Origin of the sequence: Streptomyces sp. NBC_00385 (assembly GCF_035917155.1) — a bacterium.
Taxonomy (GTDB): domain Bacteria; phylum Actinomycetota; class Actinomycetes; order Streptomycetales; family Streptomycetaceae; genus Streptomyces; species Streptomyces poriferorum.
In genome coordinates this window covers 781612-793312 of sequence record NZ_CP107951.1, presented here as the reverse complement: position 1 = coordinate 793312, position 11701 = coordinate 781612, and the positions used below count along the sequence as shown (strand labels likewise).

10 protein-coding genes and 2 pseudogenes are annotated in these 11701 nt (G+C 72.4%); 3 read left to right on the top strand and 9 right to left on the bottom strand.

Annotated features, from left to right (window positions below; genetic code table 11):
* Positions 1-32 precede the first annotated feature (32 nt).
* From OG959_RS03500 to OG959_RS03490, 3 genes are all read left to right on the top strand, one after another.
* The gene (locus tag OG959_RS03500) at positions 33-953 is read left to right on the top strand and encodes an IclR family transcriptional regulator (RefSeq protein WP_326656513.1); all 921 of its coding nucleotides are present in this window, start codon (positions 33-35) and stop codon (positions 951-953) included.
* Positions 950-1993: a serine hydrolase domain-containing protein gene (locus OG959_RS03495; RefSeq protein ID WP_326656511.1), complete on the top strand. Its 1044-nt coding sequence runs from the start codon at positions 950-952 to the stop codon at positions 1991-1993. Before OG959_RS03500 ends, OG959_RS03495 begins: the two co-directional genes overlap by 4 nt.
* Before the next feature lie 94 nt (positions 1994-2087).
* Positions 2088-2789 (top strand): 2-phosphosulfolactate phosphatase, encoded by a 702-nt coding sequence (locus OG959_RS03490; RefSeq protein WP_326656510.1) that lies wholly within the window; start codon positions 2088-2090, stop codon positions 2787-2789.
* A gap of 34 nt (positions 2790-2823) precedes the next feature.
* Here OG959_RS03490 and OG959_RS03485 read toward each other — a convergent pair whose 3' ends face one another.
* The 9 genes and pseudogenes from OG959_RS03485 to OG959_RS03445 all read right to left on the bottom strand — a co-directional run bounded on the left by OG959_RS03485 (position 2824) and on the right by OG959_RS03445 (position 11481).
* The gene (locus OG959_RS03485; protein ID WP_222724148.1) at positions 2824-2922 is read right to left on the bottom strand and encodes an SHOCT domain-containing protein; all 99 of its coding nucleotides are present in this window, start codon (positions 2920-2922) and stop codon (positions 2824-2826) included.
* A 556-nt stretch (positions 2923-3478) separates the two neighbouring features.
* Positions 3479-4249 (bottom strand): annotated as a pseudogene (locus OG959_RS03480) (FAD-dependent oxidoreductase); the annotation flags it as partial.
* Positions 4250-4289: 40 nt separating this feature from the next.
* Positions 4290-4685 (bottom strand): annotated as a pseudogene (locus tag OG959_RS03475) (ATP-binding protein); the annotation flags it as partial.
* 182 nt (positions 4686-4867) lie between these two features.
* Entirely contained in the window at positions 4868-5677 is an 810-nt protein-coding gene (locus OG959_RS03470) for an anti-sigma factor (RefSeq protein WP_326656507.1), read from the bottom strand.
* Positions 5674-6264 (bottom strand): sigma-70 family RNA polymerase sigma factor, encoded by a 591-nt coding sequence (locus tag OG959_RS03465; RefSeq protein WP_326656505.1) that lies wholly within the window; start codon positions 6262-6264, stop codon positions 5674-5676. The genes OG959_RS03470 and OG959_RS03465 overlap by 4 nt, the downstream gene beginning before the upstream one ends.
* A gap of 91 nt (positions 6265-6355) precedes the next feature.
* Positions 6356-7363: a 2,3-diaminopropionate biosynthesis protein SbnA gene (gene sbnA, locus OG959_RS03460; protein WP_326656503.1), complete on the bottom strand. Its 1008-nt coding sequence runs from the start codon at positions 7361-7363 to the stop codon at positions 6356-6358.
* Between the two features lie 75 nt (positions 7364-7438).
* Positions 7439-8509 (bottom strand): 2,3-diaminopropionate biosynthesis protein SbnB, encoded by a 1071-nt coding sequence (gene sbnB / locus OG959_RS03455; protein ID WP_326656501.1) that lies wholly within the window; start codon positions 8507-8509, stop codon positions 7439-7441.
* The gene (locus tag OG959_RS03450; RefSeq protein WP_442805724.1) at positions 8506-9504 is read right to left on the bottom strand and encodes a TauD/TfdA family dioxygenase; all 999 of its coding nucleotides are present in this window, start codon (positions 9502-9504) and stop codon (positions 8506-8508) included. The genes sbnB and OG959_RS03450 overlap by 4 nt, the downstream gene beginning before the upstream one ends.
* A gap of 36 nt (positions 9505-9540) precedes the next feature.
* Positions 9541-11481 (bottom strand): non-ribosomal peptide synthetase, encoded by a 1941-nt coding sequence (locus tag OG959_RS03445; RefSeq protein WP_326656497.1) that lies wholly within the window; start codon positions 11479-11481, stop codon positions 9541-9543.
* Positions 11482-11701 lie beyond the last annotated feature (220 nt).

Here is an 11701-nt window from a genome sequence, read left to right as displayed (position 1 = left end):
GAATGGAATGCAGTTCGGGTAAGGTAGGCCACATGGGGAAACCGGTCAACAGTCGTCCGCAGCAGCAGGCTCCCGCCGCAGCGTCCGCCGCCGTGTCCGAAGGCCCGGGTGCGGACGCCGCTCCGCCCGCGCCCGGCCCGGTCGACAAAGCGATGGAAGTGCTGGCGGCCCTCGCCGCCCCGGGTGCGCCGCACCGTCTCGCGGACCTCGCCCGCCGGACGGGACTCGCCAAACCGACCGTGCACCGCCTGCTGCGCGCCCTTGCCGCGTCGGGATACGCCGAAGCGGCCACCGGTGGCAGCTACCGGCCGGGGCCCCGGCTCCTCGGGCTCGCCGCCGGCGCGCTCGCCGACGACGCGGCGCTGCGCCGGGTCGGCCCGGTCCTGGACGAACTCCGCGTACGCACCGGTCTGTTCGCCTCCTACGCGGTGCGTGACGACCGCACCGTCATCCATCTCGACGTGCGCGCGCCGGCGCAGGGACTCGGGCTCGACCTGAGCCCCGGCTCGCGCGAGCACGTGACCGCGGGAGCGGCGGGCCTCGCCCTGCTGGCCGCTCTGCCGGCCGAGGAGCGCGCGCTGCTGTCGGCCGGCCCCGACGGCGCACCCGCCGACGACGCGACCCGTGAGGCCCTGGCCGCGGCAACCCGCGACGGCTACGCGTTCGACGGCAGCGACGCCTGGCTCGACCGGCGCGCGCTCGCCGCTCCGGTGCGCGACGCGACGGGCCACGCGACCGGCGCCCTCGTGCTGACCGGGCTCGCCTTCACGCTCGACGAAGCGGCCGCGCGGCTGTACGGGCCGATGGTGGCCTCCGCCGCCGCCGCGGTGTCGACGAGCCTGGCCGCACACCCCGGCGTACGGCTGGGACTGGTCCCGGAGCGCCCCGCGGGCGGCGGCAGGGGCGCCACCACGCTTGCGCACGGACTCGAAGAGGCGGGGGAGACACGGTGAGCGCCGACGACGCATCGCACGCCGCCGCCCGCCGCGTGCTCCTGGACGGCGGCCGGGCGCGGGGCCTCTACTCGGGCGCCGCCTGGTCGCTGGGCGACGCCGCGGGACCGTACGACCGCGGCTGGACCGGTACCCGCGCGCTCGACGGACCGGCTCTCGACGGCCAGGACCTCTGGGACCTCGCATCGGTGACCAAGCCGATCGTCGGCCTGGTCGTCATGGCCCTCGTGGACCGGGGCGTGCTCGGCCTCGACGACACCGTGGGGCACCACCTCGCCCGCTACTCCGACAGCCCGCATGCCGCCCGCACGGTCGCCCAACTCCTCGACCACACCTCCGGACTGCCGGGCGGTGTCCCGCTCTACCGTGACCACCCCACCCGCGAGTCGCTGCTCACGGCACTCGGTCCGCTGCCGCGCACGGCCGAGCCCGGAACCCATGTCACGTACTCCTCCCAGGGCTTCATCCTGCTCGGCCTCATCGCCGAACAGGCCACGGGCCAGGGCCTGGACGACCTGATGACCGACCTCGTCAGCGCGCCCCTCGGCCTGGCCGACACCGGTTTCCGGCCGGGCCCCGCAGGCCGCGCCCGCGCGGTGGCCACCGAAGCCTGCCCCTGGCGCGGCCGGACCGTCGTCGGAGAGGTGCACGACGAGAACGCGGTGGTGCTCGGCGGCGTCGCCGGGCACGCGGGCCTGTTCGCCACCCTCGCGGACCTGGAGCGGCTCGCGTGCTGTCTGCTCGGGGGCGGCCCGCCGCTTCTGAGGCCGGACACCCTCACCGTCATGACCGCCCCGCGCACGGACCACCTCAACCTGCGCCGCTCACTGGCCTGGCAGGGACAGGACCCCGTCGGATCGCCGGTGGGGGACAGCTTCGGTCAGGCGTCGTACGGGCACACGGGCTTCACCGGCACGAGCCTGTGGATCGACCCGGAGGCCGGCCGCTACGCCATCCTGCTCACGAACCGCGTCCATCCCAGCCGCGAGGAACGCGGATTCGCGGAGCTGCGGCGGGACTTCCACACGATCGGGGCGTGAGCGGACCGCCCGCGATTTCGCATGCCGAGACGCTTGCTGTGATCCGCGACACTCTCCGGGGGCCGCGGATCCGGCATGCGTGATCATGGCGTGAATGAAGACTCGATTCCTCGGCATCGCCGATCTGGCCGAAGTCCCCGCGGTGGCGGTCGTCGTTGACGTCATGCGCGCGTACACCGTGGCCGCCTGGGCTTTCGCCCGGGGGGCGGAGAAGATAGTTCTCGCCGGGTCACTGGACGAAGCCCTGGCGCTCAAGGCGCAACACCCGGACTGGATCGCGCTCAAGGACGGCCCGCCCGCGCCGGGGTTCGACGCCGTCAACTCGCCGGGTCTGCTGAGGTCCGCCGACCTCGGTGGACGGACCGTGGTGCAGAAGACCACCGCGGGGACGGTCGGCGCACTCGCGGTGAAGGACGCCCGGTTGGTGCTGTGCGCCGGCTTCGTCGTGGCGGAGGCAACGGCTCGGCTGCTGCGGGCGCGTGGGAGCGACCGTGTCACGTTCGTCGTCACCGGGGAGGACGGACAGGCCGATGAGGACCTCGCGTGCGCGCAGTACATCGCCGGACGGGCCGACGGGACCGCGACGGACGCTGCCGAGTTCCTCCGCCGCGGTGCCGCCTCACGCGCCGCCACCGAGCTGACGGACGGGGTGCGCCAGGGCGTTCACCCCGATGACGTCGAACTCTGCCTGGAACTCGACCGGTTCCCGTTCGCCATGGTGGCGACCTCGGAGGGCTCGCTCATGGTTCTGCGTCCACACGCGATGCCCCCGCTGACCGGGGAGGACCCGGTCTGACGGCCGGTGCGCGCGGGCCGGGGCATCCGTGGGGTCAGAGCCGGCTGAGGAAGTCGGCCTTCTTCGCCTCGAAATCAGCAGGAGAGATGACACCCGCGTCACGGAGTTCGCCGAGCTGCCGCAGGAGATCCATGATCTCCTGCGCATTCCGAGCCGGGGCCGCCGGAGCCGGGGCGGGCGCCGGGGCCGGGGTCGGTGCGCCCCACGCGGGGGTCGGGGCCTGAGGCGGCGAGCCCCATGCCGGAGCCGGAGCCTGGGGCGCTGCGCCCCACACGGGAGCCGGGGCGGGCGGGTAAGGGGCTGCGTGGCCGGGGACGACCGGTGCGCCCCGGTGCTCCGGGTCCCGCGTGAGCGCGTTGTTGTCCTTGCGGTCGTGAAGGGACATGGCGTGCCCGCACCCTCGGCAGTTGCGCGTGAAGGCCATGCCGGCCTCGCTGAGACCCATGGTCGCAATGCCCGCGGTCCAGCGGCCCGCCTTCCGGGCACCTTCACCGACGGCACTGTTGGTGCATCGCTTGCAGTCGGGGCAGCCGGTCCGTACGCGCGCCATGATGGGTCCTTGTCGCAGCTCGAAGAATTCCAGGCGTCTCGTCCCTCGCCCGTCGAGTCGAAATCGTACAAGTGCGTGCAGATGGTGTGCGATGGAGGTCGGTGAACGAGCGGCAGCCATGCCCTTGTTCATGGCGCGGTCAGGACGGCTGGACCTCGTCGAAGAGGGCGACGGCCTGCGAGGGGTCCGGGCTCACCAGGCGCCTCAGACCGGCCGTCGTGAGGGCAGTCCAGGTGCCGGCCCGCTTCCACATCCGTTCCTCGAAGGCGCGGACGACCCCGTCCAGATCTCCGGTTTCCGGGGCGGTGACGATGGACTCGGCGAGTTCGGCGCCTTCCAGCATCGCGAGGTTCGCGCCCGCACCCAACGGCGGCATCAGGTGGGCGGCGTCGCCCAGGAGCGTCACCCCCTGGACATGGGCCCAGGTGTGGGGCGTGGGAAAGGCGTAGAGGGGGCGGCGGACGAACGTCGTGCCGTGGCGGAGGAGATCGAGGACCGGAGCGGCCCAGCCCTCGAACAGGGCCAGCAGTTTCGATCGCTCCACCTCGGCGTCGGCCGGGTCCGGGCCTTCGTGCCGGCCCGTCTCCTGGCTCGTGTGCCGGTCCGGCTCCCCGCGGAACTGGGCGTACACCTTGACGTGGCCGCCGCTGTTGCGCTGGGCGACCACCGAACGGTTCACGCCGTACACGGCCAGGGAAGCGTCGCCCACCAGCCGGGCGAGGCCGGGGTGGCGGGTGTCGGCGTCGTCGAGGGAGGTTTCGACGTACCGAGACAACATAGGGCTACGGCCCTTCGGAGGGCCAGCCCCGCCCGAGTTCCCGGTGTCGTTGAACGGGCGCTGCCGACCACGCGAGCGTGGTCTTCGCCACCCTGCGCCGGGAGACCCCCGGCACCGTCCCCTGCCCGGCTGATGCGGGCGGCTCCGCGTCGAAGGCCGCGTGGACGCACTTTCCGCCCGGCAGCGGTTCGGTGAAGACCCGGGCTCCCAGGTCCTCGGCGATATGCAGGCCCATGCCGCCCGTGCCGTCGGTCAGATCCGGGGCACGGGGGGCGGGTGGGACGCATGAGTGGTCGGTGACGGCGATGTCCAGGGTGTCCGCGGTGCTGGTCAGCGTCAGGGCGCTGGGGCCGCCGGGGGCGTGCCGGACCGCGTTGGTGACCAGTTCGGACACGATCAGCAGGACATCGTCGTTGCGTTCGGGATCGAGCGCCGGCCGGGTGCGGTGGAGGAAGGCGACAGCCGCCCGGCGGGCATGCGAGGGGGCTTCGGGGCCGGACGGCAGCGCGACGGTCTGCGTGCCGAGTGGTCCCGTCGTGAGGGGCGGGCGTGCGGTCGTTGTGGTCATGACAGTGTCCAGACGGGGACCCGGCGGCCTCTCGGGCGCCGGACGGTGTGGTGCGTGGAGTTGACGGTGAGGGGGCTCGGTTCCGACGGATACGGCCCCAGCTCGTGAGCGGTTCTGCACAAGGGATTCGTAGGCACCGCGGAGATTGTTTGGGGTGAACCGACGTGAATGCGGTGACCGCGTCAGGTGGGGAGTCCGACCGCGCCGAGAGGGTCGGTGGTCGGCTGCGCGGAGCCCCCGGCGGGTTCGACGGACAGGGCCACTGCCGTGGCATCGTCCACCGGCCCGTCCAGCAGGGTCAGCCGACGCCCGGGGTCACCGCTGAGCAGCCCGGCCGGTACGGGTTCCCCGTCCTCGATGAACCAGGCTTCGTACACCTTGCCCGCGGGAAGCCGCGGCAGGCCGGAGACGGCGAGCGTGGCCGCGTCCTCGCTGCGGGAGACGGCCACCGTGGCAGTGCCGCCGCCGCGCAGCTCCTGGGTTTCGAGCCGGACGTCGGGCGCCGTGAGCACGCGCGCCACCTCCTCCTGGTGCTCCTGCGAGCGCCGGGTCGCGGTTCTGGCGTCCTCCGCCTCCCGGTACTGCCAGGTGGCGACGCCGAGGCAGGCCAGCACGGCCGCCACGGAGGCCGCCAGCACGAGGCGGGGCAGCTGTCGCGACGGGGCGGAGGACCGGCCGCCGGCCGTGGACGTGACGGGTACCGGCGCCGGCGCGGCCGGCGGCGTCCGCCGCGGCGCGGCAGCCTCCCGGGCCCGGGCGGGCGCGTCCTGCGGCGTGAGCGCGACCCTGCGCAGGATCTCCTCACGCAGGCCGGCCGGCGGAGTGACCGCTGAGGCCCGCCCCAGCAGCGCGGCTGCGGCCTGGAGCCCGGCGACCTCCTTGCGACAGGCCTCGCAGCCCTCCAGATGCCGCTCGAAGGCCAGCCGTTCGTCCTCGGGGAGTGCGTGCAGGGCGTAGGCGCCGCTCGCCTCGTGCGGATCCTCAGCGTTCACGGCGCCCCTCCCAGGCAGGCGCGCAGCCGGATCAGCCCGTCCCTCAAGCGGGTCTTGACCGTACCCAGAGGTACGGACAGCGACTGCGCCACTTCCCTGTAGGTGAGACCGCCGTAATAGGCGAGAGCCACCGCCTCGCGCTGGATGTCGGTGAGCGCGTGCACGCAGCGGCGTACGCGCTGCCACTCCAGATGGTTCTCCACCTGCTCGGTCACGTCGTCGAAGGGCGGCCCGGGATCCAGCAGCGCCACCTGTCGCTCGCGGTCCGCTCCGGCCTGCGACGCCCGTACCCGGTCCACCGCGCGGCGGTGCGCCAGGGTCATGATCCAGGTCATCGCGCTGCCGCGGCCGGGCTCGAACCGGCCGGACGTACGCCACACCTCGAGCAGCACCTCCTGGACCACCTCCTCCGACTGCGCCGGGTCTCGCAGAACCCGGTGGACCAGGCCCATCACGGGGCCGGCGGTCCGGTCGTAGACAGCGGTGAAGGCCTCCCGGTCACCGTCGGCCGTCCGGAGCATCAGCTGGTCGAGACCGGGCTCGCCCGTCTGCTCAGCGGCTTCCCCTCCGCGATCGGCGGATTGCACCTGGACACCTCGCTGACCTGTCGACACCGGGGAGTGAGACCGTTCCACGGCGATACAAGCACCCCGTGGTGCCCGGGGCGATCCACGCGCATCAAAGCGGTGAATCCATGTGTGTCCGGCGCGCGGTCCGCCGGTGCGGCTGTGCGGTGTCGAGCGGGTCTTCGCCGTACAGGTCCTGCACCCAGTTGTCCTGGTACACGGTGTCGAGATAGCGCTCGCCGAGGTCGGGCGCGATGGCCACCGAGGTGAGGCCGCGGGTCCCGTTCCGCGTCAGCCAGTCGACCGCGCCGCTCACCACGGTGCCGGTGGAGCCGCCGAAGAGGAAGCCGCTCCTGGCCAGGCGACGGCAGGCGCGGATCGTGTCCGCCTCCTCGACCCGCACCACCTCGTCCACGTACGACTCGTTCAGGAGCGGTGGACGCATGCTCATGCCCAGTCCCGGGATCATCCGGCGGCCGGGGCCGCCCCCGAACGCCACGGAGCCGACGGTGTCCACCGCGACCATCCGTACCGGTCGGTGCCAGTTCCGGAAGTACCGTGCGCAGCCCATCAGCGTCCCGGTCGTCCCGGCCCCCACGAACAGGACGTCCAGGTGCGGGAAGGAACGGGCGATCTCCGGGGCCGTCGTCCGGAAGTGCGCCCTCCAGTTGGCCGGGTTGGAGTACTGGCACAGCCATACATACCGGTCGTCGGAGGCGCACAGACGCCGGACGTGGTCCAGCCGCGCGCCGAGCAGACCGCCGCCGGCCTCCTGGCCGGCCACCACATGGACTTCGCCTCCCAGCGCCTCCATCATCAGCCGGGTGGCGAGGTTGCAGCGTGAGTCCGTCACACAGACGAACCGGTAGCCCTTGCTCGCCGCGATCATGCTCAGCGCCACGCCGAGGTTGCCGGAGGAGGACTCCACGAGCACGGAGTCAGCCGTCAGGGAGCCGTCGCGCTCGGCCGCGGCCACCATCTCGGCAGCGGCCTTCAGCTTGATGGAGCCGGCGAAGTTGAAGCCCTCGCACTTGAGGAGCAGCGCCTGCCCGAAGATCCGCTCGATGTCCACATAGAGCTCCTCCTCGTCGAAGGCCTGAGGAACAGTGATGACAGACACGGTGGACTCCTCTTCCGAATCTTTCGATTTTCTGCGGGCGTTGGCGGGCCGGCGCCGGCGCCGGTGCGGCTGAGGTCATCCGTAGCGGCGTCGTTCGTGGAAGAAGTCGTCGACGAGCCGCAGCTCGCCGGAGCGGGCGACCCGGTCGTAGACGAAGCTGCCGACCGCGAGATCGAGCACGCCGAGACCGAAGGGCGAGAAGACCGCAGGACGGTTCGCCGGCACGGCCACCCGCCCCGCCATCACGTCCTCCAGCGTGCCGTGGACGAAGTTCCGGTTGCCCGTGAGCTGTTCGGTCAGGTGGGGGGACGTGGACGCCCTGAGGCAGTGCTCGATGTCGTCCACGATGTTGGTGGAGGCCAGCAGGACCCTGGGGGCCAGATCGCGCAGCGACACGTGCAGCACCACGGGGTTGTGGCCGAACCACGCCGGATCGTCGACATGGGGTTCGCCGGCGACGGTCGCGAAGACCACGAGGTCGCTGGTGCGGATCAGCTCCTCCGGGGCGTGGTGCACCGTGACGGGGGCCGCGCTGCCGGACTGTTCCACGTACAGACGGAATCCGGCGGCGCTCTCCGCGGAGACGTCGTACACGCCGATGTCGTCGAACGTCCAGCCGGAGCCTTCGAGGAACGTATGGATGTACCGGGCGATCAGCCCCGTGCCGAAGAACCCGACGCGGGTGGGACGTGTCCGGTCGCGGCTCAGCCGGTCGGCCGCCGAGACCGCGGACGCGGCCGTCCTCGTGGCACTGATGATCGAGCTCTCCAGGCAGGCGAACGGGTAGCCCGTGCCGGGGTCGTTGAGGATCAGTACGGCCGAGGCGCGAGGGACTCCGGACCGCACGTTCTCCGGAAAGCTGGAGATCCACTTCAGCCCGTCCACCGGGGACTCGCCACCCAGCGAAGCGGGCAGCGCGATCATCCGGGAAGCTGCGCGGTCCGGGAAGCGCAGGAACGAGGACGGCGGGTTCACCGTGCGGCCCGCACCGTGCAGCCGGTAGGCGGCCTCGACCACCTCCACGATCTCCTTCTCCCGCCCCTCCAGGGCGCGTCGGACCTGGCCGCCGGGGATGACCGCGAACGAGGGCAGGGTGACGCCCTCGGCCGTGTCGGACACGGGGGCAGCGGTGCGGTACGTGGTCATAGCGGTCCCACCTCGGTCGTCGGCGAGCAGGTGTCCGGCCGGGCCGGTGAGGCCATGGCGACGACGACGTCGCGCGGCCCCTCGTACGCTTCCCTGCTGTGCGCGGTACGGATGTTGTCGACGAGGAGCAGATCGCCGGCCTCCCACGGCCGGCGCACGGTGTGCTCCTCGTAGACCGAGTTGACGATCCGGTCGACGTCCTCGCCGATGGCCTCGCCGTCGCCGTAGCGCGTGTTGAACGGAAGGCCGTCGGGTCCGTACTCGTCGACCAGGTACTCGCGCACCTCGGGGGCGAGCGTCCACTCGTTGAGGAAGGCGATCTGGTTGAACCAGCAGCGCCGTCCGTCGGCGGGGTGGCGGACCACGGCGCTGCGCCGTTGCTCGGTGCGCAGCCCTCCGTCGGGCTGCCAGGAACAGGTGATGGAGTGGGCGTCGCAGTAACGCTCCACCGCGTCGCGGTCGTCGGTGCCGAACGCCTCGGTCACCGTGGCTCCGATCTCGCCGTTGTAGCTGCGTGCCAGGAGCCATCCCTCCCGTTCGAACCGGTCGGTCAGTCCGCGGGGCAGCGCTTCGAGCACGTCCGCCGCGTCGGCGAGGCCGGTGGCCCCGCCGGTGGTCGGCGCACAGAGGCACGCGAAGAGCAGCAGGCGGGGGAAGCCGAGCGTGTAACTCAGTTCGTGGTGCATGCACATCGGCTGGTTCGGTGGCCACGCGGAGGAGGAGTGGACGCCGGGGGAGTAGCTCTGGCGGGGGGCGAAGGCCTCCCTCTCCGGCACCGGTTCGACGTCCAGTCGCCCCAGGACCGCGGCGACACCCTCGGGGTCGCGCAGGTCCAGCCCGTGGACCAGGACGGCACCGTGCTCGACGAGTGCGGCGTGCAGCTCGTCCCGCGCCCCGGCCGCCCAACGGGCAGGGTCGCGGGACGCCGGTGCCCGCAGGGTCGCGGGCCGGTCCGGTCCCCACTCCGGAGCGGGCGGTGAGACGGTCATCTCCATGGAAGTCATCGTGATCTCCTCGGGGTTGCGATCGGTTCACGGGGTGGAGCGTTCGTCGACGAGTGAGGCCAGGTCGGTGAGTACGGGGTGACGGACCAGGTCCTTGAGCGAGACCTCCCGGTCCAGGGAGACCGCCACCCTGACCGCCGAGAGCGAGGTGCCCCCGCGGTCGAAGAAGTTGTCCCGCCGGCCCACACGGTCCGCCGGGACGCCGAGCACCTCGGCCCAGACCGACGCCACCCGCCGCTCGGTGGGCGTACACGGCGGCTCGCCGCCGTCCCCGTGCGCGGCGGGCCCCGACTCGGCTGCCCGAGCGGTCAGTTCCCGGCGGTCGATCTTCCCGTTGGCGGTCAGCGGCAGGGCCTCCTGCCAGTGGTAGACCGACGGAAGCATGTACGCGGGCAGAGTGGCGGCGAGCAGGTCCCGCAGGGCATCGGGCCGCAGTGGGCGTGCGCCGCTGTAGAAGGCGGTCAGATGCCGTCCCTGCCCGGCCTGTTCGGCGACCACCACGGCGCCGTCGCGCACACCGGGTGCCCGCAGCAGAGCGTTCTCGATCTCGCCGGTCTCGATCCGGAACCCGCGGATCTTGACCTGTGCGTCCCGGCGGCCGAGGAACTCCAGCTGCCCGTCGGGGAGCCAGCGGCCGTAGTCCCCTCCCAGGTGGAGCCGCTCGCCCGGGTGGAACGGATCCGGCAGGAAGACCGCCCGTGTCCGGTCCGGGTCGTTGATGTATCCCCGGCCGACACAGAGCCCGGCGAAAGCTATGGCACCCGGGGCGCCCAGCGGCACCGGGGAGAGGTGTTCGTCGAGGAGATAGACCCGTACGTTGCGGACCGGACGGCCGAGCGGCACACTCTCCGTCTCCGGCACCCGGTCCATGACCGCGTGGTTGGTGTCGTCGGACGTCTCGGTCAGCCCGTAGGCGTTGACCAGCGCGACCCCGGGGACGGTGGCGAACCAGCGCCGGACGAGCCCCTTCTTCAGGGCTTCGCCGGTGACGGACACACAGCGCAGCCGCGGCAGTTCGCGCGGGTGCCGTTCCAGGAAGGCCAGGACGGCGTCGAGGTAGGACGGAACCACCTGCAGGACGCCGGCCCGGCCGTCGGCCAGGGTGTCGACGAACCGCCGGACGTCCAGGATCGCCTCCTGGCCGACCAGCAGCGTGCGTCCACCGGCCAGCAGGGCCGAGAGGAGCTGCCACAGGGAGATGTCGAAGCACTGGGGTGCGGTCTGGGCGACGACGTCGCCCTCCCCGATCCGCAGGTCGTCGATCTTCGCGAAGAGATGGTTGAGCATGCCCGCGTGCTCCACCATCGCGCCCTTCGGCTCGCCGGTGGAGCCGGAGGTGAAGATGACGTACGCGAGATCCTCGGGGCCGACCGGCACACCGGGGTCGGACTCCTCGTGGTTCTCCTCGCAGAGTGTGCCGACGAACGAGGTCCGCACCCCCGGCAGCGAGCCCGTGGCACGATCGAGCGTGGTGGTGCTGCCGGGTTCGGTGAGCACCCGTGCGCAGCCGGCCCGGGTGAGCATCGTGGCGATCCGGGCGGCGGGGAAGTGCGGCTCGACGGGCAGGTAGACGCCGCCGGCCTTGAGGACGGCGAGGACCGCGGTCAGCCAGTCCAGGTTCCGTTCCGTCACCACGGCGACGACGTCCTGCCGGCCGAGGCCCGAGTCCAGCAGGGCGTGGGCCAGCCGGTTGGCGCGACGGTCGAGGTCCCGGTAGGTGCACTGCCTGTCACCGTGAACGGCCGCGACAGCGTCCGGGCGGGTGCGCGCCTGCTGGGCGAAGAGTTCATGAAAGCGCAGGCCGGGGAGTTCGCGGTGCGGTCCGGCGAGCCCGTCGACCTGATGGCGGAGCTCCTCGGGGGACAGCAGGCTCTGCCGCCCGTGCGCCGCGTCGGGACGGGCCGCCATGAGGCTGAGCGCGGTGAGGTGGTAGCCGGCGATTCTGGTGGCGGAGGCCTCGTCGAGCACCTCGGTCGCGTACCGCAGCCGGAGCACGGTCCCGTGGCCGCGGCGGAGGACCGCCACCTGAAGCACCGCGTCCCGTACGGGTTCGCTGCCGCCGGCCGGATCGAACACCACGGCGGGCGCGGTGGCGGGGAGACCCAGTTCCGAGCGGAGTGCGTCGACGGGGAAGCCCTTGTGGGCCAGCAGCTCCGACTCCGTACGGTCGGCGTGCAGCAGCAGCGTC

What these genes read in the sequence shown, in the direction of transcription:
- OG959_RS03500 (WP_326656513.1), top strand. Translation starts at nt 33, where the DNA reads ATGGGGAAACCGGTCAACAGTCGTCCGCAGCAGCAGGCTCCCGCCGCA.
- OG959_RS03490 (WP_326656510.1), top strand. Translation starts at nt 2,088, where the DNA reads ATGAAGACTCGATTCCTCGGCATCGCCGATCTGGCCGAAGTCCCCGCG.
- OG959_RS03485 (WP_222724148.1), bottom strand. Translation starts at nt 2,922, where the DNA reads ATGGATCTCCTGCGGCAGCTCGGCGAACTCCGTGACGCGGGTGTCATC.
- sbnB (WP_326656501.1), bottom strand. Translation starts at nt 8,509, where the DNA reads ATGACCACGTACCGCACCGCTGCCCCCGTGTCCGACACGGCCGAGGGC.
- OG959_RS03450 (WP_442805724.1), bottom strand. Translation starts at nt 9,504, where the DNA reads ATGGAGATGACCGTCTCACCGCCCGCTCCGGAGTGGGGACCGGACCGG.